The 24,108-nt window shown below is 61.8% G+C and carries 25 protein-coding genes and 2 pseudogenes; 15 read left to right on the forward strand and 12 right to left on the reverse strand.

The genetic code is table 11. The annotated features are described in order from the left end of the window. On the reverse strand, positions 1-191 hold a 191-nt coding region (locus AKL29_RS43940; protein ID WP_210168315.1), incomplete at its 3' end, for a hypothetical protein. A 976-nt stretch (positions 192-1,167) separates the two neighbouring features. Here AKL29_RS43940 and AKL29_RS02475 point away from each other — a divergent pair. The 5 genes from AKL29_RS02475 (at position 1,168) to AKL29_RS02490 (ending at position 4,364) form a co-directional block, all read left to right on the forward strand. Beyond that, the gene (locus AKL29_RS02475; protein WP_152977392.1) at positions 1,168-1,392 is read left to right on the forward strand and encodes a hypothetical protein; all 225 of its coding nucleotides are present in this window, start codon (positions 1,168-1,170) and stop codon (positions 1,390-1,392) included. Between the two features lie 133 nt (positions 1,393-1,525). Beyond that, entirely contained in the window at positions 1,526-1,735 is a 210-nt protein-coding gene (locus AKL29_RS41545; protein WP_152977393.1) for a hypothetical protein, read from the forward strand. Positions 1,736-1,762: 27 nt separating this feature from the next. Further along, entirely contained in the window at positions 1,763-1,930 is a 168-nt protein-coding gene (locus AKL29_RS42630; protein WP_160321694.1) for a hypothetical protein, read from the forward strand. Positions 1,931-2,100: 170 nt separating this feature from the next. Further along, positions 2,101-2,319, forward strand: a complete 219-nt coding sequence (locus AKL29_RS02485) for a hypothetical protein (protein ID WP_050382851.1) — start codon at positions 2,101-2,103, stop codon at positions 2,317-2,319. Between the two features lie 1,352 nt (positions 2,320-3,671). Next, positions 3,672-4,364 carry a Crp/Fnr family transcriptional regulator gene (locus AKL29_RS02490; RefSeq protein WP_244481698.1) on the forward strand — a complete coding sequence of 231 codons (693 nt, stop codon included), beginning with the start codon at positions 3,672-3,674 and terminating at the stop codon, positions 4,362-4,364. Here AKL29_RS02490 and AKL29_RS02495 read toward each other — a convergent pair. Continuing rightward, positions 4,361-4,588: a DUF6894 family protein gene (locus tag AKL29_RS02495; protein WP_038378059.1), complete on the reverse strand. Its 228-nt coding sequence runs from the start codon at positions 4,586-4,588 to the stop codon at positions 4,361-4,363. The two genes, AKL29_RS02490 and AKL29_RS02495, sit on opposite strands and share 4 nt — an antisense overlap. Before the next feature lie 213 nt (positions 4,589-4,801). On the opposite strand from AKL29_RS02495, the gene AKL29_RS02500 reads away from it, so the two are divergent. Together AKL29_RS02500 and AKL29_RS02505 are read left to right on the forward strand one after the other, a co-directional pair. After that, positions 4,802-6,592: a thiamine pyrophosphate-requiring protein gene (locus AKL29_RS02500; RefSeq protein WP_028337850.1), complete on the forward strand. Its 1,791-nt coding sequence runs from the start codon at positions 4,802-4,804 to the stop codon at positions 6,590-6,592. A 12-nt stretch (positions 6,593-6,604) separates the two neighbouring features. Further along, complete coding sequence (locus AKL29_RS02505; protein WP_050382855.1) at positions 6,605-7,393, forward strand: SCO family protein; 789 nt, start codon at positions 6,605-6,607, stop codon at positions 7,391-7,393. Here the strand turns inward: AKL29_RS02505 and AKL29_RS02510 are convergent. The 7 genes and pseudogenes from AKL29_RS02510 to AKL29_RS02535 all read right to left on the reverse strand — a co-directional run bounded on the left by AKL29_RS02510 (position 7,347) and on the right by AKL29_RS02535 (position 14,369). Further along, entirely contained in the window at positions 7,347-8,435 is a 1,089-nt protein-coding gene (locus AKL29_RS02510; protein WP_028337852.1) for a hypothetical protein, read from the reverse strand. The two genes, AKL29_RS02505 and AKL29_RS02510, sit on opposite strands and share 47 nt — an antisense overlap. After that, entirely contained in the window at positions 8,432-8,959 is a 528-nt protein-coding gene (locus AKL29_RS02515) for a c-type cytochrome (RefSeq protein ID WP_028337853.1), read from the reverse strand. The genes AKL29_RS02510 and AKL29_RS02515 overlap by 4 nt, the downstream gene beginning before the upstream one ends. Then, on the reverse strand, positions 8,956-9,486 hold the full coding sequence (locus tag AKL29_RS02520) for a DUF3341 domain-containing protein (protein WP_028337854.1): 531 nt from the start codon (positions 9,484-9,486) through the stop codon (positions 8,956-8,958). Before AKL29_RS02520 ends, AKL29_RS02515 begins: the two co-directional genes overlap by 4 nt. Continuing rightward, complete coding sequence (nrfD, locus tag AKL29_RS02525; RefSeq protein WP_050382861.1) at positions 9,479-10,834, reverse strand: NrfD/PsrC family molybdoenzyme membrane anchor subunit; 1,356 nt, start codon at positions 10,832-10,834, stop codon at positions 9,479-9,481. Before nrfD ends, AKL29_RS02520 begins: the two co-directional genes overlap by 8 nt. Further along, on the reverse strand, positions 10,831-13,554 hold the full coding sequence (locus AKL29_RS02530; RefSeq protein ID WP_050382864.1) for a 4Fe-4S dicluster domain-containing protein: 2,724 nt from the start codon (positions 13,552-13,554) through the stop codon (positions 10,831-10,833). The genes nrfD and AKL29_RS02530 overlap by 4 nt, the downstream gene beginning before the upstream one ends. A 15-nt stretch (positions 13,555-13,569) precedes the next feature. Further along, a pseudogene (locus AKL29_RS46545) lies at positions 13,570-13,716 on the reverse strand (TAT-variant-translocated molybdopterin oxidoreductase); the annotation flags it as partial. Beyond that, entirely contained in the window at positions 13,713-14,369 is a 657-nt protein-coding gene (locus tag AKL29_RS02535) for a cytochrome c3 family protein (RefSeq protein ID WP_050382866.1), read from the reverse strand. The pseudogene AKL29_RS46545 and the gene AKL29_RS02535, both read right to left, overlap by 4 nt. A 120-nt stretch (positions 14,370-14,489) precedes the next feature. Between AKL29_RS02535 and AKL29_RS02540 the strand changes: the two genes are divergently transcribed. From AKL29_RS02540 to AKL29_RS02560, 5 genes are read left to right on the forward strand one after another with little or no spacing between them, the layout of a single operon-like run. Further along, positions 14,490-14,843 carry a hypothetical protein gene (locus AKL29_RS02540; RefSeq protein ID WP_050382867.1) on the forward strand — a complete coding sequence of 118 codons (354 nt, stop codon included), beginning with the start codon at positions 14,490-14,492 and terminating at the stop codon, positions 14,841-14,843. A gap of 22 nt (positions 14,844-14,865) precedes the next feature. Next, positions 14,866-15,807 carry a cytochrome c oxidase subunit II gene (gene coxB / locus AKL29_RS02545; protein WP_050382868.1) on the forward strand — a complete coding sequence of 314 codons (942 nt, stop codon included), beginning with the start codon at positions 14,866-14,868 and terminating at the stop codon, positions 15,805-15,807. After that, complete coding sequence (gene ctaD, locus AKL29_RS02550) at positions 15,804-17,411, forward strand: cytochrome c oxidase subunit I (protein ID WP_050382870.1); 1,608 nt, start codon at positions 15,804-15,806, stop codon at positions 17,409-17,411. Before coxB ends, ctaD begins: the two co-directional genes overlap by 4 nt. Continuing rightward, the gene (locus AKL29_RS02555) at positions 17,404-18,048 is read left to right on the forward strand and encodes a cytochrome c oxidase subunit 3 (protein ID WP_028337860.1); all 645 of its coding nucleotides are present in this window, start codon (positions 17,404-17,406) and stop codon (positions 18,046-18,048) included. The genes ctaD and AKL29_RS02555 overlap by 8 nt, the downstream gene beginning before the upstream one ends. Next, positions 18,045-18,326: a cytochrome C oxidase subunit IV family protein gene (locus tag AKL29_RS02560; protein ID WP_050382873.1), complete on the forward strand. Its 282-nt coding sequence runs from the start codon at positions 18,045-18,047 to the stop codon at positions 18,324-18,326. The genes AKL29_RS02555 and AKL29_RS02560 overlap by 4 nt, the downstream gene beginning before the upstream one ends. Before the next feature lie 26 nt (positions 18,327-18,352). On the opposite strand, the gene AKL29_RS43215 is transcribed toward AKL29_RS02560, so the two are convergent. Both AKL29_RS43215 and AKL29_RS02565 read right to left on the reverse strand, forming a co-directional pair. Then, positions 18,353-18,505, reverse strand: a complete 153-nt coding sequence (locus tag AKL29_RS43215) for a hypothetical protein (RefSeq protein ID WP_167350369.1) — start codon at positions 18,503-18,505, stop codon at positions 18,353-18,355. An 11-nt stretch (positions 18,506-18,516) separates the two neighbouring features. Beyond that, positions 18,517-20,841: an FdhF/YdeP family oxidoreductase gene (locus tag AKL29_RS02565; RefSeq protein WP_050382874.1), complete on the reverse strand. Its 2,325-nt coding sequence runs from the start codon at positions 20,839-20,841 to the stop codon at positions 18,517-18,519. A gap of 111 nt (positions 20,842-20,952) precedes the next feature. Here AKL29_RS02565 and fdhD point away from each other — a divergent pair, with 111 nt between their 5' ends. The 3 genes and pseudogenes from fdhD to AKL29_RS02580 all read left to right on the forward strand — a co-directional run bounded on the left by fdhD (position 20,953) and on the right by AKL29_RS02580 (position 22,911). Further along, on the forward strand, positions 20,953-21,780 hold the full coding sequence (gene fdhD / locus AKL29_RS02570; protein WP_082190447.1) for a formate dehydrogenase accessory sulfurtransferase FdhD: 828 nt from the start codon (positions 20,953-20,955) through the stop codon (positions 21,778-21,780). 189 nt (positions 21,781-21,969) lie between these two features. Beyond that, a pseudogene (locus AKL29_RS02575) lies at positions 21,970-22,213 on the forward strand (SOS response-associated peptidase); the annotation flags it as partial. Positions 22,214-22,719: 506 nt separating this feature from the next. Then, on the forward strand, positions 22,720-22,911 hold the full coding sequence (locus AKL29_RS02580) for a hypothetical protein (RefSeq protein ID WP_028337864.1): 192 nt from the start codon (positions 22,720-22,722) through the stop codon (positions 22,909-22,911). An 847-nt stretch (positions 22,912-23,758) separates the two neighbouring features. Here AKL29_RS02580 and AKL29_RS40125 read toward each other — a convergent pair. Then, positions 23,759-23,905, reverse strand: a complete 147-nt coding sequence (locus AKL29_RS40125; protein WP_244481699.1) for a hypothetical protein — start codon at positions 23,903-23,905, stop codon at positions 23,759-23,761. Positions 23,906-24,108 lie beyond the last annotated feature (203 nt).

Genomic DNA, 24,108 nt, shown 5'->3' on the forward strand with positions numbered 1-24,108 from the left:
CCTCCATCCATCGCCGCACAGACGATCCCGGTCGCGTAAATGAGCTGCTGCGCGTAAATGAGCTGCTGAAAGGCTCTCGACACCGCGGCAGCCGAGAAGTGTTCCTTTTTGATGTCGGGGGACCCCGCGCCTCGACTAGCAATGCTCTTTGAGGTTTGCGATACCGCTGAGCACCAGAACAACAGCAGCAATACTCAGAAGTCCGACACTAAGGGCCCAGTCACGGCGTTCCTCTGTCACGGCCCACCTTTTAGGCGATCGGCCCCAGCGCCCCGGGGAGAACGCTGAGGCCGATAGGTTAGTCCCGCATCCTCGTCGTACCGATCTTAACTTCGCTCATTGCAAGTTGTTCCGGGAACGGAAAGGCCCCAGCGCTCGGAGCAGGCTGGGGCCATCGGCTTTCCACTGTCCGAATGCGGTTTGGTCGGGGGGATGGTGAGAGCTGCACTCGGATGACAGACGAACAAAACTCGGCCACGTTCGTTCCTGGCTGCCATAGAAAAGGCCCCAGCGACTGAGGGAGCTGGAGCCAGTGTTTAGCTGGGCGTTCTCAGTGCCGGTAGCGATGCGGCACCGAACAGGGCAGCCAATGCCACTGCATTCACTTCGTTCCTAATCGAAAGGGCCCCAGCATCCGGATCATGCTGGGGCCAAGTCGGATCGCCGAACCGCTGTCCGCCGAGAAGCAGCGATCGTCGTTATCAGGGCCGAAAAAATACGAAATGAAAATTACGTGCCCCGTTGTTGGAAGCCTCCCAAATGAGGGGCGGCTCCGGAAATAACGCTTGTGAATCTCGGGGGAGAAAGTTGCCGCTTTTTCCTTGAACGCCCGGCGGGCTAGGAACCATCGAAGCCGCATGAGCGTATAATTGGCGCTTCTGGCCAGCCACCCCTCACCCCCCACCCCGACTGCCAGAAGAAAACCCGACTGTCAGGTTCGGGTTGGCGGCCCCAGGTTGGGGCCGCTTTAAGGATGGCTTATCGCCCCACTGTTCGCAAAGCCCGCCCCTGAGGCTAAAGCCGGCGCCGACCGCAAGCATTTTAAGCGGTCGGCGTTGTGTTTTTGGAAGGAAGGTTTCCGTCGTTCACAGAAGTTCCTTGCCGAGAGCCAAGTTCCGGCGTCAAATAAGCGGGTTCCGACGGTGGGGCGACACTGGAGGTCGTTCCATGCCTATGTATCAAGCCTATGTCATGGGCAGTGATATCGAGCGGCGCATTGACCTTTCCTGTACCGACGAAAATGCGGCCAAAGAGCAGGCCATAACCCTGTTAGGTCGCACCCGGATCGAGCTTTGGGAGGGCGATCGGTGGATATCGACCTTCGAGCCAATCGGCTTGAAACGCGAAAAAGCTCCGGGTTGGACCAAGCGCAAACTCAGGCCTCCGAGCTAAAATCGGAAGTTCCTTGCAACCCTCCCTGGATAGGATCATTTTCTGCGCATCACCGGCCAAGGCTCTGTCCCGTAGGCGTCGGTGGCTGAGAGGCCATTAGCGCTCCCGCCTGCAAGGCAAGGAGAGCGCGGCCGTGGCCCAGCCATTTTGCGAAGAAACGTCGGAATTATTGGACCGTGCCCAGCGGGCAATCGATCGCGCGATCCAGGTGCGCGATCACACGCGGCGATGCATTATTGAGGCTGCGAACCGCGCTTTCCAATTGGAATTGGCTGCCGGTCAGCGACGTACCCGCAGTAAGCAAGCCCTCTCGATCGAAACCAAAATCGCTAACTTGCGTTAGATGCTCGTCAGGCAAGGGAGCATTCCCATGGCTGAAAAGCAGAAGGATTGGGTTGAATACTCTTACCTTATGATGCTGGAGCGTCTACGTCGCGGCACTGACCGCACGAACGAGCTGCTAAGGCGCTCGCAAGAGCGAATCCGTATTTCTTTGGATCTGTTGGGGCGGTCGAAACAGTCGGAAGAGACGGAGTAAGGCTGCCCTCAGTTCGCTGAAAGGCTGGCTTGAGTATCATGAGAGCGGCACACGTTCACCCGGACAGCTGGCAAAGATTTATTTGCATGAGCGCGGCGCCCTTTCATTGCTAGGAACCAGCCGAGTTCGCGAATCGTTACGTCCATAGGTCGAGGACGCGCAGCACCACGATGTACTACAAAGATGCGATCATGGACGAGCTGAGGCAGATTGAGCTCGATGTGGTCGAAGGCGAAAAGCGCCTCGCGGAGATGGAGGCGTACCTGATTGAATTGAAGCGGCTGAATGAAGACACGACCAAAGTTCAGGCCGAGCTCGAAGTGGTGCGCAAGAATCAGTTCGATCGCGAACAGAGCCGCCAACGCCTACTTTCGCTTCTACATCCCTAACGGAAAGGCAATTGCGGATGACTCCCAGAGAACGCCACGACATGCCTTGGATTATCGGAGGCGCCGCCCTGGCTTTCGTCCTAGCGATCGTAGCGGGCGGATTGACCTATTTCCATTAACCGCCCGTTCCTATCCTTGGCGGCACGTTGACCGACCGAATGATCGAGCCTCGGTTGCCGCGGACTGTGCAGGTGAACCGCGGCTCTAGATCTGACAGGCGCATCTCGTCCGGCCATTTCGACGCGTCCGTCTGGACGTTGTGCGAACATTGATAGTCTCTGCAAAAGACCATGATGCGAGTTGCGCCCGTTTCGCGCATTTCGCCGAACGTGACTTTGGTAGGGCAATCCTTCATAGGAGCGCGATTTCAGCGTTTATCGGCGTGATCAGCAATCCCACGAACCTTGACGGCTGTGCTACCGTGGTGCCTACCATTAGTAGGTCAAGGGATTCGCGGACCTTGCCCACGGGCGTTGCGCACCACGAAGATCTCCGGCATGAGCCCGAAATCGTCCTGGTGGCCCGAGCGGTGAGAGCTTCGGCGGCGCCGCAAGAAGATCCCTACGTCTCGTTGGAACACAGCCCACAGGACAATTGTTGTCAGAGCACTGGCGGAGGCCGCGGAAGTGGCAGACGAACTTGAATATTCAGGACACCGGCTATTGGTCGTCGAGCAACCCGGCGGCGGATTCTTAGTTGAGATAGCGCCTCTCAACGGCCGGCAAACCATTAGAACGATGACCTATCAAAGCTCGCGGGAAGCGATCACCGCGGCAAAGAGAACGATTGACGAGCACCCGGGACACAGGCGCGCCTCGTAGCGCCCATTAAGCGATAGACCGATCCGAGGAACGGGCGCAAAGCTCTGCCGTTGGATCGGTCGATGGCCCCATCAATCACCATTCATTTTGTCTGCTCCAACTGCGGCACAGTTTATTCGGCTCGTCAGGAGCGTAGCTCGATCCCGGTGAATACGTCCGGGTTTGCCGGCGATGTGGGAAGCTGGTTCATCGCTCGGAGCAGGATAGATTCTACAACCTTAGTTACTTTCCCAAATTCCCTTTGACGCTCGGATTTCCGCGAACCGCGCCGTTGGACGAAGCCTGCACCCCACAGCGACTTTCGGACGTTGCTAAACGGGTGAGATCACTCTTCGCCAATGACGAGGAACAATTTCGATTAACAATCGTTGGCCTTTGGCATCGGCGCAGAGGGTTTCGGGCGTCGGTAGTCGCGAGCTGTGATGCTCTCCCTCGATAGCTTGTGAAGAAAGCAAGCTCCTCGCCCGTTCCATGTCTTAAGTATGAAGAACGCGGATGCCCTCGACTCTACCGACGACGTTGATCACAAAGTTGACTGTCTCAAATCGACTAGACAGTCAGGACATCCGAGCCATAGAGCGACTTCCAATCCGCGAGCAACAGCTGCCGGCCCAAAAGATCATTGTTGCTGACGGAAGTCGGACAAGGGAAAGTTGCCTGCTCGCCGAGGGCTTTGCTTTCCGCGCGAAGGTGACACCCGATGGAAAACGGCAAGTTCTATCGCTACACGTTCCTGGCGAGATTCCCGACTTGCAGAGCCTGCACCTCAACGTCATGGATCATGACTTCTCGACGCTTACGCCTTGCACGCTAGGCTTCATTCCACACGAGGCGATCAAAAGCTTGAGCAGGGAGCGGCCTAACGTTGCGGCAGCTTTATGGCGCGAAACGTTGATTGACGCCTCGATCTTCAGGGAATGGATCGTGAATGTCGGCCGCAGATCAGCGGTCGAACGCATGGCACATCTTTTCGCCGAAATGCACAGGAGATTAAAGGTCATTGGCCGGACCAGCGACGGCAGCTTTGCCTTCCCCATCACGCAATCCGACCTGGGTGATTGCCTTGGACTTTCCACCGTACACGTCAACCGCGTGCTGCAAGAACTGCGTGAGAGCAACATAATGCAGGTCGAGCGCTCGCAATACCGTATCCTGGATCACGGCAGGCTGGAGGAGTTGGCCGGATTCGATCCGACCTACCTTCATTTGCAGCCCGCCAGCTAACTTGAGCCGAGGCGTTTGGCCGTGACCTCGATCTGAAAAACCGGCATATCTTCCCGCTTGACCACAAGGGACCAGCGGTTTGACGCGTCGAGGCCGAGGTTCGACTCGATATCCCGAACAGTCAGGAGCGCCTGCTGCCAAGCGGCCTGCTCGTCCTGCAATTCCTCCCCGGCGGGATCGTCGAATGGGTGGCCGTTCGTAATGTGGAAATAGTATCTACTCATCGTCCTTCAATGTCCGAAGGAAGTCATGGTTCCTTAAGAGCGACGCTTGCGAATGGTCGCTCGTGCTGCCTTAGGGAGACTCACGTTTACTTAGCCGCCTTTCGCTTTTGCATCCTGGCGGCCAACCGCCTCCTACTTGAGGAACGGGTCGCTTTGGAACGGCTGCCAATCCCCGCCGTTCACCGCTCACATTCAACTTTCGGGATATGCAGGATGTCCAAGACCGTTGGCGATTTCGTAGTGCAGCGCCTCCAGGATTGGGGCGTGCGGCATCTCTTCGGTTATCCCGGCGATGGCATCAATGGCGTGTTCGGCGGGCTCAATCGCGCCGAAAGTAAGATCGATTTCATCCAAGCGCGCCACGAGGAGATGGCGGCGTTCATGGCGTGTGCGTATGCCAAATTTTCCGGCCGCCTCGGCGTCTGCATCGCGACGTCGGGCCCCGGTGCCTCACACCTGATCACCGGTCTGTATGACGCCCTGCTCGACCATCAGCCGGTGCTCGCCATCGTGGGCCAGCAGGCGCGGAACGCGCTGGGCGGTCAGTATCAGCAGGAGCTCGACTTGGTCTCGATGTTCAAGGACGTCGCCAGCGCGTATGTCGCGCAGGCCTCCTCGGCCGCTCAGGTCCGCCATCTGATCGACCGTGCCGCGCGCATTGCGCTCGCCCGGCGCACCGTGACCGCGCTGATCCTGCCGAATGATCTGCAGGAAGAGGATTACGAGGATCCGCCGCGCGCGCACGGCACGCTGCGGTCCGGCGTCGGATACACTCCTCCAAGGATCATTCCGGCGGAGGCCGAGCTCGATCGCGCCGCCGACATTCTCAACGCCGGCAAGAAGGTCGCCATGCTCGTCGGCGCCGGCGCGCTGGGCGCGACCAACGAGGTCTCCTCCGTCGCCGACCGGCTCTCGGCCGGATGCGCCAAGGCGTTGCTCGGTAAGGCCGTGGTGCCCGACGACCTGCCATGGGTGACGGGCTCGATCGGCTTGCTCGGCACCGAGCCGAGCTACGACCTGATGATGGAGTGCGACACGCTCTTGATGATCGGCTCGGCGTTTCCCTATTCCGAGTTCCTGCCCGAGGAGGGCCAGGCCCGCGGCGTCCAGATCGACATCGACGCCAGCATGCTCTCGATCCGCTTTCCGATGGAGATTGGCCTCGTGGGCGACGCCGCGGAGACGCTGCGCGCGCTGCTTCCGCGCCTGAAGCAGAAGAGCGACGGCAGCTGGCGAAAGACGATCGAGGACAATGTCCGGACCTGGTGGAAGACATTGCAGGATCGCGCGCACCAGCCGGCCAAGCCGGTCAATCCTCAGCGCGTGACATGGGAGCTGTCGCCGCGCATTCCCGATCGCGCGATCATCACCAGCGATTCCGGCTCCTGCGCCAACTGGTTTGCCCGTGATCTGAAGATGCGTCCCGGCCTCAACGCCTCGCTGTCGGGCGGCTTGGCATCGATGGGCGCGGCCGTTCCCTACGCAATCGCCGCGAAGTATGCAGCGCCCGATCGTCCCGTCATTGCGCTGGTTGGCGACGGCGCCATGCAGATGAACAACATGGCCGAGCTTATCACGGTCGCCAAATACTGGCGCGACTGGAGCGATCACCGCTGGATCGTCTGCGTCTTCAACAATGAAGATCTCAACCAGGTGACATGGGAACAGCGCATCATCAATGCCGATCCCAAGTTCGAGGCATCGCAACGCATCCCCAACGTGTCTTATTCGCGTTTCGCCGACCTGATCGGGCTGCGGGGGATTTATGTCGACGACCCCGCACAGCTCGGCTCGGCTTGGGAGCAGGCGCTCGCGAGCGACATTCCGGTGGTGCTGGAAGTCAAGACCGATCCGGAAGTGCCCCCGCTACCGCCGCATATCACGCTCGAGCAAGCCAAGAACTTCTCGATCGCGCTTGCCAAGGGCGACCCGAACGAAGTCGGCGTCATCCGCGGCGCAGCGCGTCAGCTGCTCGAGACCGTATTGCCCGGCAAGGAGAAATGAAGGCCAGAAGCGATGCATCGCCAGATGATGCTTGCCGTCTGTTTGGTCTGCGCAGCACTGGCGCCGGCGCGCGCCGAGTTGACCAGGTCCGATCTCGCCGGGGTCGAGGCATCACCCCGGCCCGGCGCCGTGCTACCGCTGAGCGTCCGCCTGCGGGACGAAAACGGCGTCGCACGGCCGATCCGGCAATGGCTCACCGGCGGGCCAAGCGTGTGGGTCCTCGCAGATTTCACCTGCGATACGTTGTGCGGCCCGGTGGTCAGCACCGTCTCGGATGCGCTCCGGCAGTCCGGCCTGCGTCCCGATCAGGACTTCGATCTGAACGTCGTGAGCTTCGACCCGCAGGATACCGCGGAGAACGCGAAGGAGATGAAGCAGGCGCAAGTCGGCCTCGACGCGCTGGGCGACGCCACCCACGTCCTGCGCGGCGATGCCAGCGATATCGCGGCACTGACGAGAGCATTCGGATTTGAAGCGGTCTACGACCGCGACCACAGCCGCTACGCGCATCCCGCGGTCGCCTTTGTCGTGACGGCCGACGGTCGCATTGCGCGCGCCCTGCCCGGTCTCGGGCTCGATCCCGCCAATCTGCGCCTCGCGTTGGTCGAAGCCGGTCAAGGCCGCATCGGCGGATGGACCGATCATGTCAGGCTGATGTGCTACGGATTTGATCCCGCGAGCGGTCTCTACACGCTCGCGGTCGGTCGCCTGCTCAAGGCGACCGGTCTTGCGACCTTGGTCTTGCTCTGCCTGCTCATCGTCGCTCTGCTTCGGCGCGAACGCGAGGGGGCGCGAAGTTGAGCCATCTGCCGTGGCGCAGGCGGAACGCTACGCCCCAGGCCAACAGCCCCATAAGCAAGGCCAGACCGGCCACCAGCATGATGCTGGTGAGCCAACCATGGAGACCATCAATGGCCGGGAATGCCAGCACCGAAGCCTCGCAAATCCGCATCGCGAGCGTGAGGGCGCATAGTCCGAGTAGCCAACGGCGATCGGCGCGGACGCGACGGTTCACCAGCGCAAAGAACGGAACCACGAGCTGACCGATGGCCAGAAGGGCCAAGGCGAACTGCCAGCCCTCCGACGAGCGATCGATGTACCAGGTCACCTCGTCCGGAATGTTGCCCGACCAGATGACGATGTACTGCATGGCATGGAGATAGGCCCAGAGCAGGATCGTCGACAACAGCAGCGCGCTGTAGCCGCCGACTCGCCTTATGCCGCACAGGAGAAGTCCAAGGCCGATGGCGCCGGCGACGCCGTCCAGTAGCACCATACCGAGATACAGCAGGCCAAAAATCGATGAATGGAACTGCGGCTCCAGCGCTTCCATCCAGTCCACACCGGCGAACGACACGGAGATCGCGTAGACGATCAGTCCACCGGACGCCGTCTTCGCCATGCGATCCGGGTCCGGCCAGGCCGCCTGCAACTTCAGGGCAAGCCAGGTCCAGACGATGAAATAGACCCCCGTTCTGGCCGCCACGAACCACGGAGCGAGATAGACCGTCTTGAAGGCCGGTAGCGCCGCGTGAGGTCCGGCCGCAGGATAGAGCGTAGCGAGGTCGAGCAGGACCGGCAGGAAGAGCACGCCGAAAATAGGAAGGGTGGCGCAGATCGCCGTCATTGCCGGCTGCAATTCCTCCGTCCACGCCCGCCGCACCAGATAACTCGTCATGAGCACGCCGAGCGTCCCGATCGGAACCGCACTGACCGCGATCCAGGCAACGAGATAGGCCGCGGCGGTCGAACGATGGTCTGCGAACGCACCAGCAACCAGCATTCCGGCCGTGCCGACGACGGCAATCATCAAACGGCGATCGCGCAGGCCGCGTCCGATCATGGTGGTTCCACAAGCTTGCCGCGCTGGTCGGCCGGCACATCGTCGATCGACGCATGACGGCTGAGCTGCAGCGCGCGAATATAGGCGACGATCGCCCAGCGATCCCGCGGCGGCACGCGCGCGCCATAGGAATACATCGCGCCGTAGCCGTTGCTGATAACGTCGAAGAGATGCTGGTCTTCGGCGTTCCGCAGCCGCTCGGCATGGTAACTGGTCGGACGCGGCATGCCGCGCTCGACGATGATGCCGTTGCCGTCCCCATTGGCGCCGTGGCACGGCAAGCAGAAGATGTCGAAGCGCTGATGGCCCCGCTCCAGGAGCGCCGCTGTCAATGGCGGCTTGGCCCGCACAGCGGCCTGTTCCGCCAGCGCGTCGCGGTCGACCGCGCCCGCTGGCGGGTTGCGCAATGCGCTGCCGCGAAACAGCGGCGCGCGGCCGTACTCACTGTAACGAGGCTGTGCGTCCATGTTCTGGTCGCACCCGGCGAGCAGCAAGGCCGACGCAAGAAGCCATGCGCCCTTCATGACGACACGAGCTCCACTGACAGCGCCCCAGCGCTCTGCAGGAAAGCAGCCGTCTTTTCGGAATCGAACGCTGCGTCCTCGGCCAACACGCACAGAAAGAACCGGTCCTTGCTGGCCCGGGCGATATGACGGGCGCTGAAGATCGGATGATTGAGCCGCGGCAGGCCGTTTTGCCAGAGCATGGCGATGATCATCGCGAGTGCCGACACCAGGATCGTCAGTTCGAACACCACTACGGCGAAAGCCGAGAGTGCGTAGAGTGGCCGCCCTCCGACATCGAGCGGATAGTCGTAATTCACATAGAGTTGCATCAGCAGCGCGATGGCGGCGCCCGCGAGACCACCAGCGAGACCAACGATGGAAATCCGGGGCGTTGGCAGACGGAGTACCTTCGCCAGCCCCTCAACCGGAAACGGCGTGAACGCGTCGAGGTTGCGATAGCCCACCTCGCGGGCCTTGCGCGCGGCCGCGAGCAGCGCCTCCGGGGTAGCGAACTCGCCGAGCAGGCCGAAGGGGTGCTCAGCCATGAGGCCTCTCCTGCTCCTTGTGCAACAGCTCCTCGGTCTCAAAGATCGAAATCATCGGAATGAAGCGGATCGCAAGCAGGAACGGCACCAGGAACAGGCCGATCGTTCCAAGATAAGTCGACCAGTCCCAGAAGGTCGGAGTGAACGCGCCCCATGACGAGACCAGGAAGTCGCGGTAGAGGCTGGTGACGAGGATCATGTAGCGCTCGAGCCACATTCCGATCGCGACCGAGATAGAGATCGACAGAAGCATCCAGCCGCTGCGCCGCACCGAACGCCACCACAGCCCCTGCAGCGGAACGAAATTGAAGGCGATCGCGCCCCAATAAGTCCAGGCATAGGCGCCGGTGAGCCGGTCCGACAGCGTCCGCATCTCGTGCGCTCCGCCGGAGTAGAGCGCGTCGAAAACTTCGAAGAGGTAACCGTAGCCAGTCATCAGGCCGCACGCGAGCAGCACCTTGCCGAGCACGTCGAGATGGTCATCGGTGACCAGATTGCCGAGAGCGAAAAGGGACCGCAGCGCGATCGCGATGATTGCGACCACCGCAAAACCCGAGAAGGCCGCGCCGAGCACGAAGTATGGCGGAAAGATCGTCGAATGCCAGCCGGGAATCTGGCCGGCGGCGAACAGGAGCGACACCTCGCTATGCACCGAGACGACCAGTGGCACCGCAAGCCCCGCGGTGACGCGATAGGCTTGCTGCCAGCGCTGCCAATGCGCGGCCGAGCCGCGCCAGCCGAGCGACGTGATGCCGAAGAAAATCTGCCAGCCGCGCTTCCTCGACCGGTCGCGCGCGGCCGCGAAGTCTGGAATGAGGCCAGTGTACCAGAACGCCAGCGATACGGTCAGATAGGTCAAGACCGCCCAGATGTCCCATTCCAGCGGGCTGCGAAACTGCGGCCATATCCCCATCGTCGCGGGGTAGGGAAACATCCAGTACAGATACCAGGGACGGCCGAGATGCAGCACCGGATAGATGCCGGCGCAGATCACCGCGAACAGCGTCATGGTCTCGGCAAAACGATTGAGCGAATTGCGCCATTCGCTGCCAGTCAGGAGCAGCAACGCCGAGATCAACGTTCCGGCGTGACCGATGCCCAGCCACCAGACGTAATTGTGAATCGCGAATGCCCAGTTGACGGGAATATTGATACCCCAGATGCCGACACCGCGGGTGAACAGCGCGGTTGTGGAGATCACAAGGAGGAGCAGCAGCGCCGATGCGATGATCATCGCAATCCACCAGCGCCGGCGCGTCGGGAAATGCAGGGGAATGCCGGTGAGCTGATCGCTGACCCGCCCGAGGCTCTGGTCTTGCGGCAGGATATCGGCGGTGCGATCGGTCATCCCTGGCCTTCCGGGGGTTTCCAGCGTGCCAGATAGGTCGTGCGCGGTCGTGTCCCCTGCTCTTCCAGCAACACGTAATGCCGTCCGTCACCGCGCAGGCGCGACACCTCGGAGTCGGGATTCCTGATGTCGCCGAACACGATCGCCTTGGTCGGACACGCGCTCTGGCAGGCGGTCACCACTTCGCCGTCGCGGATCGGCCGGTTCTCCTTGTCGGCCGCGACATGCGCAGCCTCGATCCGCTGCGTGCAGTAGGTGCACTTCTCCATCACGCCGCGCGAGCGCACCGTGACGTCCGGATTGTGTGCCGCATGTTCCGGCGCATCGGACGCGGGGCGATAGTCGAAGAAGTTGAAGCGGCGCACCTTGTAGGGGCAGTAGCTCGAGCAAGTCCGGGTGCCGATGCAGCGGTTGTAGACCATCTGGTTGACGCCCTCCGGACTGTGCGTCGTGGCATGGACCGGACAGCCCATCTCGCAGGGGGCCTGCTCGCAGTGCATGCAGGGCACCGGCTGAAAGAAACTGCGCGGCTCCTCGACGTCGCCGGTATAATAGCGCGCAATCCGCAGCCATTGCATTTCGCGGCCGACCTTGACCTGCTCGCTGCCGACGACTGGCACATTGTTCTCGGCCGTACAGGCGGCCACACACGCATTGCATCCGATGCAGGCATCGAGGTCGATCACCATGCCCCAGGCGTTTTGCGCCGAAGGCTTCGGCGGATAGAGGCTCGGTTGCGTCGTCTCGTGCTTGGGATGATCGGTGTCGGCTGCGTTGACTTCACGGACGAAGTCAAAGCCCTCCATGCGGTGATGCAGTTGCGTGACGGCCAGCGTCTCGCGGGTTCCCAGCTTGTGCAGGCTGCCCTTGGTCTGCCAGGGCTGGTCGATCGGTTGGACGTGATAGGCATTGTAGCCGAGACCATCGCCAACCCGACCCGCTTTGCTCCGGCCGTAGCCGAGCGTGAGCGCGACCGTGTTCGGGGCCTGGCCTGGCAGGACCCACACAGGTCCGCTGATCGATCGATCCCGGACCCTAATCCTGACGTGATCGCCATTGGTCAGATCCTTTCGCATGGCCAGCGCCGGGCCGATTGAAATCACGTTGCCCCAGGTCAGCGTAGTCAGCGGCTTCGGCAACTCCTGCAGCCAGGCATTGTTGGCGAAACTGCCGTCCCAGATCGTCGGATCGGGCCGGAAGACAATATCCAGTCCGTCATCTGGCGGCGGCGGGACTACGGCGGTTGCCGCCGCGTGGATGTTCGGTGGGGCCGCCCTCTGCTCCGGGACATAGCCGTCGTGCAGGCAACGCGTCCACTTCGTCTCGAAATCGTTGCCAAGTGCCGCGCGCCACGTGTCCCGAACCGGCGCTGCCGGCAACGGGTCCAATTGCCCCAGCAGCAGCGCCATGACCTGATGAACGGTGCGGACATCGTAGAAGGGTGCAATCGTGGGCTGGATGATAGTGGCCGTTCCATCGATCGAGCGCGCGTCGCTCCAACTCTCCAGCGTATGCGTCAATGGCAGATGCCATTCGCAAAGCGCCCCTGTCTCGTCCCGATGGATGCCGACATGGACCGAGGACCTGACCTTCGCAACAGCGTCCCTGAAAGCCAACCATGCCGGCGCAGTATAGGCCGGGTTGGCGTCAATGATGATGAGCGTTTGCACAGCGCCGCGGCCGATGTCGCTGACCAAATCGCTCAATCTCTTGGCGTTCGCGACATTGGGGACAGGCGCCGCAGCGCCGAGCAGCGCAGTCGCGCCGAGCGCCTCGTTCGTTCGCGCCACCCAGGACGCTGTCGCGTCGTCGCCGAAGCGGCTGCAGGTCACGAGCGCTCGGCCTCGCGCCGACCGGCACGCATGGACCGCGCGATCGAGCCATCGTTGCTCCTTCGCCGAAAGATCAGGCTTTGCGGCGCCGGCGACGTCACATGAATTGGCGAGTCCTTGGGCGACGAGCCAGGTGCGCGAGGCATCGACCGCCACCCTCGCCTCGGCCATCGCTCCTGTCGTGGACGGCACGGCCTCCGCCATGTACAGCGCAAGGCCAGGCTGGTCGGCGGTGCGATGTCGCGCCGCCGACCAGGCGCGCGCGTTGGCGACCTGGTGAGGCCCCGCTCCCAAGAAATCGTCATCGAGACTGACGACGACGTCGCAGTTCTCGAATTGTGGGCGAAGTTGCAGCGGCTGACCATAGGCCGCTCTCGTCGAATCGAGCCCTCGTCCGCCGCCAACCGCGGCGTGCTCATAGATCTGGGCCTTGGGAAACTCGCGAACCAGAGCTTCAATCTGGCGAATGAGCGTCGGCGAAGTCGAATGACCCAGCAACAATGCGACCCCCTCGCCCTGGCTTTGCGTCCACTGCTGGCGCAACAGGCCGATGTGATGCTGCACGTCGCTCCACGTCACCGGCTCGCCGCGACGGTTAGGTGCTTGCGCGCGGTCGGGATCGTAGAGCTCGAGCACGGCGGCCTGCATGAATACGTCGCTGCGGCCCTGTGTCGCCGGATGATCCGGATTGCCGTCCAGCTTGGTTGGCCGGCCGGAATAGGTCGTCGCAATGACCGGCTGAGCATAGCCATCCAGCGTCACCGCGGTCGCATAGTATTTTGGAATGCCGACGTCCGTACCCTGCGGTTGTTCGACATAGGGCAACGCCGCGACGAACGGGCTCTTCTCGCATCCTGCTAGTCCGGCAAGCGCAAAGGATGCGCCCATTAGCTTCAGAAACGTCCGCCGCGCCGTCGGGCCAAAGGTTGCGGCGACCGGATACTCTGCATCAACCCACGCTTCAAACGCGGGATCGCCCGACAACTCCTCGAGGCTCGACCAGAGGACGGGGCCACGTGGATGGTCCGGCTTTGTCGCGGGGCGCCTCATCGATGACAGACGTAGCAATGGGTGAGCTGCCCGAAGCGGATGCCTTCGTGCGCAGCGATCGCCTCGCCCTGCTTGCGTGCATCGCGGCCGGCCTGCCACGTCATGTCGGCAATATGATCTTTTGGACGCAGATGCGGCGCGGGATCGCGATGGCAATCGAGACAGAACTCCATGGTCAACGCTTTGGCGCGATAGGTCAGCGGCATGGTGTCGATGCGCCCGTGACAGCTCTCGCAACCCACGCCCTTTGCGATGTGAATGTCGTGGCGGAAGAAGACGTAGTCGGGCAGCTTCGCCACGCGGGTCCAGGTGATCGGCTTGTTGTCGGCGAGGCTTTTTCTGACCGGTTCAAGCATCGCGGCATTGGTCCAGATTTGCGAATGACAGGTCATGCAGGTCGCAGTCGGCGGCAGCCCTGCCTGCGGGCTCGTTTCGACGCCCGTGTGGCAATAGCGGCAGTCGATCCCGAGTTCGCCCGCATGGTGCTTGTGGCTGAACGGAACCGGCTGGTGCGGGCGGACGTCGGTCGACGTCTCAAAGGCCGAGTGCGCAAATCCGATCACGCCGACCAGACCACCGCCCAGAACGGCCACACCGGCTACCATGGACAGGCGCAGCCAGGTATCCGCGGCAGGAGAGAATATCTGTGTCATCCGGTCGCCGGATCATCGTCATGAGCACGTCAGATCCCAATGCGGGCCAAACAGGATCGTTCCTGGATTGGAACATGCGCCCATGCTCGGCATTGGTCTCCGTGCCTTTCGGGTCCCCCAATGACTGACAGCCCGGATACCAACTACGAGCGGTCCGATGTCGATCCCGTCCTCGTGTGTTGGCTGGCGCTTGGCCTCGGACTGTTCGTCGTGGCGACACCGCTTCTCATGCCTTTCGCCTTTTCGCGGTCGATCGATCGTGGAAACCCCGTGACGCGCCCTGCGCTCGGTGCCGAGGCGCCGCCGCTTGCGCTCGATCCGGCGGCCGAACTGCGCCGGCATCGGGAAGCCGATCGCCAATTTGCGGACAGCTATGGCTGGATCGATCGCGGCCGCGGCGTGGTCCGGATTCCCGTTAGGCGTGCGATGGAGCGGCTGCTGGAGACCGGCCTGCCCGGATGGCCGTCCCGATGACCCGCACGGGCGGCTGAGCACGATGTGGCGCCAATGGATCCCGTTCTGGAGGCCCGGGGTCTCACCCTATGGCGGCGACGTCGATCTGTTGTTTGCAGGATTGCTCCTGGCGAGCGCCCTGGTGCTCGGCCTGCTGTTCTTCCTGCTCATCGTGTTCTGCGTGCGTTACCGGGCTGGCAACCCGACCGATCGCGGACATCGGGTCAAGAAAAGCTGGCACTGGGAGGTCGGTTGGACGTCGGCGTCGTTGGTGATTTTCCTCCTGCTGTTTGTCTGGGGCTCCAGCGTGTACCTCGAGATTTACCAGAAACCGCAAGGAGAGCTGTCGGTCTTTGTCGTCGCCAAGCAATGGATGTGGAAAGTGCAGCACCCCGGCGGACAATCCGAGATCAACAGCCTGCATATGCCGGTCAATCGCCCGGTCCGGCTGGTGATGGCATCCCAGGACGTCATTCACAGCTTCTTCATCCCGGCGCTTCGCCTCAAGCACGACGTGGTGCCCGGCCGCTACCAGAGCCTCGAGGTCGAAGCGGTCACGGCGGGTCACTATCACCTGTTTTGCGCCGAATATTGCGGCACCGACCATTCCGGCATGATCGGCGAGATCGTGGCGATGGAGCCGGCGGACTATGCCAAATGGCTGAACGACCAGGGACCCGCCAACTCGCTGGCTCGTGAAGGCGGCGCGCTGTTTCGCGAGCTCGGCTGCAGCGGCTGCCACGCCGCCAACAGCAGCGTGCACGCACCGCTGCTGGAGGGACTTTACGGCAAGCCCGTGCCGCTCTCGGATGGTTCCACGGTAACCGCCGACGACAAGTACATCCGGGATTCGATCCTGCTGCCGCGCAGCCAGGTTGCCGCCGGATATCAGCCGGTGATGCCGTCCTTCGAAGGCAAGGTCAGCGAGGACCAGTTGTTGCGGCTCGTCACCTACATCAAATCGCTTGCGGATCGTGCACCATGACCGAGCCCGACTATCTCAACTCCGCCTACACCCTGCGCTCCTGGTTCTTCACCACCGACCACAAGCGCATCGCGATCCTGTATTTCGCGACCCTGATCGGCTTCTTCTTCATCGGCGGCGCGGCCGCCACCGCGATCCGGATCGAGCTCGCTACGCCGCAGGCCGATCTCGTCTCGTCCGATACCTACAATCGGCTCTTCACCATGCACGGCGTCATCATGGTGTGGTTTTTCCTGATTCCCTCGATCCCGAACACGCTCGGCAACTTCATCGTGCCGCTGATGATTGGCGCCCGCGATCTCGCCTTCCCGCGCCTCAACCTGATGAGCTGGTACCTGTTCATCGCCGGCGGAAGCGTGACGCTGTTCGCAATCCTTGCCGGCGGCATCGACACGGGTTGGACGTTCTATACCCCGTTCTCGACGCTCTATTCCAACAGCTACGTCATCGTCGCGGTGACCGGTATCTTCATCGCCGGCTTCTCCTCGATCCTCACCGGCTTGAATTTCATCGCCACTGTTCACCGGCTGCGCGCGCCGGGCCTGACCTGGTATCGCCTCCCCCTGTTCATCTGGTCGCTCTACGCGACGTCGGTGATCCTGGTGCTCGCGACGCCGGTGCTCGCCATCACGCTGGTCCTGCTGGCGACCGAACGTTTCCTCGGCGTCGGCATCTTCGATCCCAGGATCGGCGGCGATCCCTTGCTGTTCCAGCATCTGTTCTGGTTCTACTCGCACCCGGCCGTTTACATCATGATCCTGCCCGGCATGGGGGTGGTCAACGAACTGATCTCCTGCTTCTCGCGCAAGCCGGTGTTCGGCTACAAATTCGTCGCCTGGGCCAGCCTCGCCATCGCGGCCGTCGGCTTTCTGGTCTGGGGTCACCACATGTTCGTCAGCGGCCAGTCGCTGCTCGCAAGTCTCGTGTTTTCGTTCATGAGTTTCATCGTGGCGGTGCCTTCGGCGATCAAGGTGTTCAACTGGACCGCCACCCTGCACAAGGGATCGCTGCGCTTCGACGCTCCGATGCTTTACGCCCTCGCCTTCCTCGGCCTGTTCACGATCGGCGGTCTGACGGGGCTGTTCCTGGCCTGCCTTGCCTTCGACGTACACGCGACCGACACCTATTTTGTGGTGGCCCACTTCCACTACATCATGGTCGGCGGCATGGTGACGGCCTACTTCGGCGGCCTGCATTACTGGTGGCCCAAGATCACCGGACGGCTCTACTCCGAATACTGGGCGCGGACGGCGGCGGTACTGATCTTCTTCGGCTTCAATCTGACCTTTTTCCCGCAATTCGTGCTCGGTGCCGAAGGTATGCCACGCCGGTATCACGTCTATCCGCCGGAATTTCAGGTGTGGAACGTGCTGTCCTCCGGCGGCGCGACGATCTTGGCGGCGGCCTATCTGCTGCCGATGTTCTATCTCGGTTATTCTCTGTTTTTTGGCAGGCGCGCGCCGGCCAACCCATGGGATGCGCCGGGCCTGGAATGGCAGACCCCGTCCCCGCCGCCCGAGTTCAATTTCGAGTCACAGCCCGTCGTGACCCGTGCGCCCTACCAATATGGGCCCGACTTTGCCGCGGAGCCGCAGAATGCCTAAGGGCCGCGCCTTCGCTCCGCAATACGCCTCCGTTCAGCATCGCGATGAAACCGCCGAGATCGGCATGTGGGTGTTTCTCGCAACCGAAGTGCTGCTGTTCGGCGGGCTGCTGTTTGCTTATTTCGTTTACCGGCACGCCAATCCGGCCGCGTTCGCGGAGGCCGGCCGCCACACCAGGATCGTCATCGGCACGGCGAATACGGCGATCCTGCTGACTTCCAGCTTCTTCGTCGCTTGCGCGGTCAATGCGCTGCAGGCCGACGCGCGCCGGACCTGTATCGCCATGCTGGTCAGCGCCATGCTGCTTGGCTTGCTGTTCCTTGGCCTGAAGGCAGCCGAATATGCCGGCGAATATCACGAGCACCTCGTTCCCGGCGTGGACTTCAGCTACGTTGCGCCGCTCGCCGATGGGGTCGAGCTGTTCTTCATCTTCTACTTCGTCGCGACGTCGATTCACGCCGTTCACATGGTGATCGGCATCGCTGTTCTCGCGACGCTTGCCGTCCTGCTGCGCCGCTCCGCTAGCACGCGCATGCGCGCTGCCTTGCATTCCGCCGCACTCTATTGGCATTTTGTCGACGTGGTCTGGATCGTCCTGTTTGCCCTGATCTATCTGCCCGGACGGAGCGGCACATGACGAACTGGTGGCCACCGCTTACGCTCGTTGGCTCCTGGCTTGCCCTGCTGGCACTCCTCGCGCTGACCGTCACCCTGGCCTATCTGCCGCTCGGCTCCTTCAATTCCGCGGTGGCGATTGTGATTGCCGCTATCAAGGCCACCATCGTCGCGGCATTCTTCATGGAGCTGCGGGACCGCGGCGCACGCCTCCTGATCTTCGCCGGCGCCGGGCTGTTCTGGCTCGGCATCTTGCTGTGGCTTGGCTTGATGGATTTCATGACGCGCACGCCGGCGTGATGCAGCCAGCCGCGATCCTGCCGGCCTCACGCCTGTGTTGGCGGATGCGTCGAGCCCTGCCGCTTCAGCAGATCGGGCTGATCACCCTTCGGCTTGGGCTCCGGCTTTGGCATTCCCCTCTGGCCACCGTGCTTGCCGCCCTGATCCTGCTGTCCTTCGAGATCGTTTTCCCTGGGCATGTCGCCTCCTCTCACTCGACCGTGGTGATCGGGACTTCATGGGTGTCGGTCAATTCAGGCACCGGATCGCGGCTGATGCGCACCGGTACCGACTTCGCCGCCGGGACCTTGCTGCCCTCGGCGAAATGCCAGAGCGGAACGAGGACGTTGCACTCCGGATAATATCCAACGATGCCACCACGGGGAACGTCGTAGGGAACGACCTGAAGTCCACCGAGACGACGTTCGACACCGTCATCGGCCGTCGTCTCCAGTGTGACCAGATCGCCCTGGGCGAGACTCCATTCGGCCATATCGTCGGCGTTCATCAGCAAAACCTCTCGGCTGCCGTAGATTCCGCGGAAGCGGTCGTTCTCGTTATAGATCGTCGTGTTGAACTGACCATCGGCGCGGGTCGTCATGAGTTCGAAGACACCGTCCCCGGCCGGCGGCATGTCGAAAGCGACTTCCGGAACCGTGAAATTGGCTTTGCCATTCGGCGTCTTCCATTTCCGCTCGCGAGCGCCGAGTGGCCGCGGAAAGCCACCTGGCTCAAACATGCGCTTGTTGAAATCCTTGAATTGATCCGGATACGTCCGCTCGATCGCGTCGCGGACCAACGCGTAATTGTCGACCCAGGCGTCCCAGTCGAGCTTGGGATTCGGCGGCAACGTCGCCTTCGCCATCTCGGCAATGATCCGCGGTTCGGACAACAGCCGTTCCGCTACCGGCTTGCGTTGTCCTCTCGAGCCATGAATGCAGGCCGTGGAATCCTCCATGGCAACGGCTTGCGGGCCGTTCGCCTGCTGGTCTATCTCGATCCGGCCGAGACACGGCAGCAGAAAAGTTACGTCTCCAGGGACGAGATGCGTTCGGTTCAGTTTGGTGGCGATCTGGACCGATAGCCGAAGCCTGCTCCAGGCCGGCTCCATCAGCGATCGTTCCGGAATGCAGCGGATAAAATTGCCACCAAGGCCGACGAAACCGCGCACCTCTCCCTTGAGGATTGCTTTGCAGGCGTCCACCGTCGTCAGGCCGTCCCATCGCGGCGGCTCAAATGCGTATAGCTCCTTCAGCTTGTCGAGCGGGACCAACTTGGTCTTCTCGGAAATGCCGACGGTGCGCTGGCCCTGGACGTTGGAATGGCCGCGGATCGGAGAGATCCCGGCGCCGGGCTTGCCGATATTGCCGCGCAACAGCAGCAGGTTGACGATCATCTTCACGGTTTCGACGCCGTGCCGATGCTGGGTCACGCCCATGCCGTAGTTCGCGATGACGGCGTTCGCAGCCATGTAGGTGCTGGCCGCCTGGAACATCGCTGCCTGGCGCAACCCGGACATCTGCTCCAGATCAATCCACGACTGCGCGCGGCAGAAATCCGCGAATGCGTCGAACCCGCGTGTATGCTGTTCGATAAACGCGACGTCGACAATACGTTCGTGACCCTTCGACCGCGCCTCGTCGTCCGCCTCGATCACGGCCTTGCAGATCCCTATGATGGCTCCGGCATCACCGCCAAACCTCACCTGATGGTATTGCGAACTGATCCGGGTGCCGCCCGCCACCATCTGGATCGGGTCCTGCGGGTTGGTGAAGCGCTCCAGACCACGCTCCCGCAGCGGATTGAAGGTGATGATCGGGACGCCCCGTTGCGCCGCTTCTTGCAACGGATGCAGCATCCGTGGGGCGTTGGTTGTCGTATTGTGACCAAAGAACAGGATGCAGTCTGTCTGCTCGAAATCCGGCAGCCGTACAGTCCCGACCGGCACGCCGATCACTGGGGGCAATGCCACCGACGTGCTCTCGTGGCACATGTTCGAGCTGTCGGGGAAATTGTTGGTGCCGTACATCCGGCCAAATAGCTGATACATGTAGCTTGCCTCGAGTGAGGCGCGGCCGGAGGTGTACAGCACCACGGAACGCGGATCGAGCCCCTTCAGTTCTCGGCCGATCTCCTGGAACGCCTCCGACCAGCTCACCGGAACATATTTGTCCAACGCCACATCATAGCGCATCGGCGCGGTCAGGCGTCCCTGCTCCTCGAGTGCGTGATCGGACCAGCCGCGCAACTCCGAGACCGTGTGCTTTGCAAAGAATTCGGCCTCGACCGTCTTGTTCGTCACCTCCCAAGCGGTGGCCTTGGCGCCGTTTTCGCAGAACTCAAACGGACGGGGTTTTGCCGGCTTCGCCCAGGAGCAGCTGACGCACATGTATCCGTCGGACTTGTTCTGTTTGAGCAGGATTTCGCTGCCGAGGATCGCGACCTCCTCTTGGGTCAGCATACCCGCAACGGCCTTCACAGACCCCCAACCGCCAGCCGGTCCGGCGTATGGCTTCACTGTCACTTTTTGCTTCATGGCTGATCTCGCGCTCGACAAGTACCGACAGAAACAGACCGTTGAAGCGGAGGTTCCTCGCGCGACAGGAACCTTGGCGTTTCCCGAGCGTCGTGCTGGCGAGGAGCGCTCATGCAGAAATTGCCGATCTCCAACGACAGCCTTCATTACCTGCCAGACCCGACCGTCGAGACGCTGCGGAGAGATCAAGATGGCTTGGAAGCGCAGCGAACTCTCGCAGAGGAGTGTCCCGTCGCGTTTGTGTACAACGGCACGACGGCCGCCGTCGTCATGGCGACTCCCGCTGACCTCAAGGATCTTGCGCTGGGCTTTAGCCTGACCGAAGGGATCATCGACAACGGCTCTGACCTGAAGTCCCTCGACATCATTCCAGGGCCGTCAGGCGTCGAGCTGCGCATGTGGCTTGCCGACACTAGCGAACAGCGTTTCAGACGGCGCCAGCGGCGCTTGGTGGGTCCGACCGGCTGCGGCCTTTGTGGCATCGAAAGCCTCGCGGACGCCACGCGTCCGGCGCCCCACTTGACGAGATCTATCACTATTCGAGCTGAGCAAGTAGAGAGCGCCCTGCTCGCATTGTCGGACGCCCAGAGGCTCAACCGCGCGACGCGCGCCACGCATGCGGCCGGCTTCTTCCATCCCAATCAAGAACTGGTCGCAGTCCGCGAGGATGTCGGTCGCCACAACGCGTTGGACAAGCTCGCTGGCACGCTCGCCTCCACCAACATCTCCGCCGGCGAAGGCGCGATCGTCCTGACAAGTCGCGTCTCCATCGAGCTTGTACAAAAGGCTGCCGCGATCGGCTGTCCCATGCTCGTTGCGGTGTCGGCTCCGACGGCGCTCGCGGTCCGCGCGGCTGAGGCGTGCGGAATTACCTTAATTGCTGTTGCGCGTGGAAGCGCATTCGAAATCTTCAGCCATCCGGATGCAATTCGCGGATAGTCTATAATGACTGAAGTCCCCAGTCACGGAAAGCGTCGCGCCTGAAGCGAAGCTCGAGCAACGATCGGGCAGCCAGACATCCGGCCAACGAACCCGTCCGCGCCCGGCAGGTTGGGAAGAACTCAAAGGCACATGGCAGAATGAGAATGCATCACTTCTCGTCCCACCCATTCATAACTGGCAATCCACCGCGGCACCAAGGCCAAACCGGTGCCCGGCCCGCATTTGGTCTACGGCTTCCTGACCACCGAGCCGAACAGCGTCGTGGCGCCGATTCACCCGAAGGGGATGCCGCTGATCCACCGCTGAAGAGCGCGACGTCTGGATGCGCGCGCCGTGGGACGAGGCCAAGGCGCTGCAGCGTCCCTTGCCCGACGAGCTGCTCAAGGTCGTTGGGCGCGGACCGGACAAGGAGGATCGATCGGCCGCCTAGCTAGCAACCTACGTGTTTGGCGCGTTATAACGTCATCACCGGAGAGCGTGACTATGCCGGTCAAATTTCCATCGCATCCATATTGAAGCAATTACCAAGCAGATCGCGCTTGTTGAGGAGATCGTGGCGCGGGCGGTTGATCTACTCAAGCGGCCGGCAGACAGTTTCCTCGGCCGCAAGACGCAGGAGCCTTTCCCGCAGAGGAAAGCAAATATGGCGAAGCGCAGGATCGTGGGCGTCCAACTTGATACCTCAGCCAAGCGGGCACGAGCCAGGTTGCGCCGACTGAGTGCCAGACTAAAGCTGATCAAACTGGAGGCAAGGAAGTCCGACAATCGCGCCGTTCCGCAAACAACGACGCGGAAGAGTCGCCCCCAGTTGGCGGCTTGCTAGAAAACGGCCCCAGCGAGGGAGCACCAGCTGAGGTCAAGGAAACCACTCTAGGAACGGCGCTCCTACCCGCTGGTTGACACTCATTGTGACAAACCAAGAAACGGAGCTGCGCCATGAAGAAGCGCCGCCGCCGCGTGAAGCAGATCACTTCCCTCGAAGAGCGTCTTACCGAAGAGGCCAAGAGCCTGCGTCAAGAAGCTAAGACTCTTCCCCCAGGTATCGAAAAAGAGATGCTGCTGAAGAAGGCCCGGCAGAACGACGCTGCCGCCCAGATGACCGAATGGCTGCGCTCGCCTTTGGGCTGAGGCCGCCTCAGTTGGCGGCCTCTCCATTCTCCATCCATCGCCGCAGACAATTCCGGTCGCGTGAATGAGGTGCTGAAAGGCTCTCGACGTCGTGGCAGCCGAGAAGCAGCGCTATCTCGAAATTCGGCCTGGACTACGAAGTCCGGCGCGAGCCGGACTTTTTTCTTTGCTTGGATCATCCATGAGGAGTTACGCCAGTTCAGCCGATCAGAAGAGCCGTGACGCCGACGATGAGAGCGATAAACGATAGCGTCGCCAAGCAAGCTGAACTCAACACCATCAACGTGATCGAACCTGAACATGTGTAGTCTGTGCCAGCGCCCATGTTCCAGTATTTGCACAAGCGAATCGGCTGCCTAACAAAAACGGCCCCAGCGGGAAGCCGGGGCCAAGTGTTCCTTTTTGATGTCGGGGGCGTGACCCCCGCGCCTCGATTAGCAATGCTCTTTGAAGTTTGCCACCCCGGTATCTTGCGGGTGAGGCCGGCTGGAGGTTTCCGCATTCACTTAGGCATGTCAGGGACCGTGTCATAAGAAACGGCCCCGGCGCCCGGGAGAGCGCTGAGGCCGGTAGGTTAGTCCCACTCCTCGTCGTACCGATCCTAAACTACGTTAGTTGCAAGTTGTTCCCGAACAGCCGCAAGCCAGTTGAACACCGGCTCGGGTCGGCAATGAAAAGTCGTTAGGAACGGCGCCTTCGATGCGTCGTTAGCAATGCGCCGCTCCTCGGCAGAGCGACATCGGGCGAATGAACGTGCCCCGGCTCTTGCCCCGAAGATTCGGGGCATGTTCGCGAAAGGCGCGGTTTCGTCAGTTAGAAGGGGCGCAGTCTAGCGCCCTGATCTGACCTATTGCGTTGAAGGCCAGCATCGCTCCGTTTTCTGACTTGTCAGCCCCTCGGCTACAATCTCAGCTTGTTCTTTGGTGAGCTTCTCGGCAAAGCGGCCATTTTTCTTTATCTGCGCTGGCCCCTTGAGCTCGCTGTCGTAGACCATCCAGCCAGTGCTTCCTCTTCGAACGAGGTGCCGGCCTCGCATCGGTCTGCCAATAAATTCCATTTGCAACCACCACCTGTGAAAACTCGCCCCGCGATTGTGTCCAGGATGAGATGACACTCATTGAACTATGTGAACGAGCGGCCATCAAAACAAAAGCGGCCCCAACCGGGGCCGCCAACCCGAGCGATACGGGTTTTCTT

The sequence above is a fragment of the Bradyrhizobium pachyrhizi genome, from assembly GCF_001189245.1.
GTDB classification, from domain to species: Bacteria; Pseudomonadota; Alphaproteobacteria; order Rhizobiales; family Xanthobacteraceae; genus Bradyrhizobium; species Bradyrhizobium pachyrhizi.

Coding starts and splice junctions, on each gene's coding strand:
- AKL29_RS02475 (WP_152977392.1), top strand. CDS start 1,168: ATGCCTATGTATCAAGCCTATGTCATGGGCAGTGATATCGAGCGGCGC.
- ctaD (WP_050382870.1), top strand. CDS start 15,804: ATGACCGAGCCCGACTATCTCAACTCCGCCTACACCCTGCGCTCCTGG.
- fdhD (WP_082190447.1), top strand. CDS start 20,953: ATGCAGAAATTGCCGATCTCCAACGACAGCCTTCATTACCTGCCAGAC.
- AKL29_RS02565 (WP_050382874.1), bottom strand. CDS start 20,841: ATGAAGCAAAAAGTGACAGTGAAGCCATACGCCGGACCGGCTGGCGGT.
- AKL29_RS02530 (WP_050382864.1), bottom strand. CDS start 13,554: ATGGGCGCATCCTTTGCGCTTGCCGGACTAGCAGGATGCGAGAAGAGC.
- AKL29_RS02485 (WP_050382851.1), top strand. CDS start 2,101: ATGTACTACAAAGATGCGATCATGGACGAGCTGAGGCAGATTGAGCTC.
- nrfD (WP_050382861.1), bottom strand. CDS start 10,834: ATGACCGATCGCACCGCCGATATCCTGCCGCAAGACCAGAGCCTCGGG.
- AKL29_RS02505 (WP_050382855.1), top strand. CDS start 6,605: ATGCATCGCCAGATGATGCTTGCCGTCTGTTTGGTCTGCGCAGCACTG.
- AKL29_RS02520 (WP_028337854.1), bottom strand. CDS start 9,486: ATGGCTGAGCACCCCTTCGGCCTGCTCGGCGAGTTCGCTACCCCGGAG.
- AKL29_RS02515 (WP_028337853.1), bottom strand. CDS start 8,959: ATGAAGGGCGCATGGCTTCTTGCGTCGGCCTTGCTGCTCGCCGGGTGC.
- AKL29_RS02555 (WP_028337860.1), top strand. CDS start 17,404: ATGCCTAAGGGCCGCGCCTTCGCTCCGCAATACGCCTCCGTTCAGCAT.
- AKL29_RS02495 (WP_038378059.1), bottom strand. CDS start 4,588: ATGAGTAGATACTATTTCCACATTACGAACGGCCACCCATTCGACGAT.
- AKL29_RS02540 (WP_050382867.1), top strand. CDS start 14,490: ATGACTGACAGCCCGGATACCAACTACGAGCGGTCCGATGTCGATCCC.
- AKL29_RS40125 (WP_244481699.1), bottom strand. CDS start 23,905: ATGGTCTACGACAGCGAGCTCAAGGGGCCAGCGCAGATAAAGAAAAAT.
- AKL29_RS02500 (WP_028337850.1), top strand. CDS start 4,802: ATGTCCAAGACCGTTGGCGATTTCGTAGTGCAGCGCCTCCAGGATTGG.
- coxB (WP_050382868.1), top strand. CDS start 14,866: ATGTGGCGCCAATGGATCCCGTTCTGGAGGCCCGGGGTCTCACCCTAT.
- AKL29_RS02510 (WP_028337852.1), bottom strand. CDS start 8,435: ATGATCGGACGCGGCCTGCGCGATCGCCGTTTGATGATTGCCGTCGTC.
- AKL29_RS02535 (WP_050382866.1), bottom strand. CDS start 14,369: ATGACACAGATATTCTCTCCTGCCGCGGATACCTGGCTGCGCCTGTCC.
- AKL29_RS43215 (WP_167350369.1), bottom strand. CDS start 18,505: ATGCCCAGGGAAAACGATCTCGAAGGACAGCAGGATCAGGGCGGCAAG.
- AKL29_RS02580 (WP_028337864.1), top strand. CDS start 22,720: ATGAAGAAGCGCCGCCGCCGCGTGAAGCAGATCACTTCCCTCGAAGAG.
- AKL29_RS42630 (WP_160321694.1), top strand. CDS start 1,763: ATGGCTGAAAAGCAGAAGGATTGGGTTGAATACTCTTACCTTATGATG.
- AKL29_RS02560 (WP_050382873.1), top strand. CDS start 18,045: ATGACGAACTGGTGGCCACCGCTTACGCTCGTTGGCTCCTGGCTTGCC.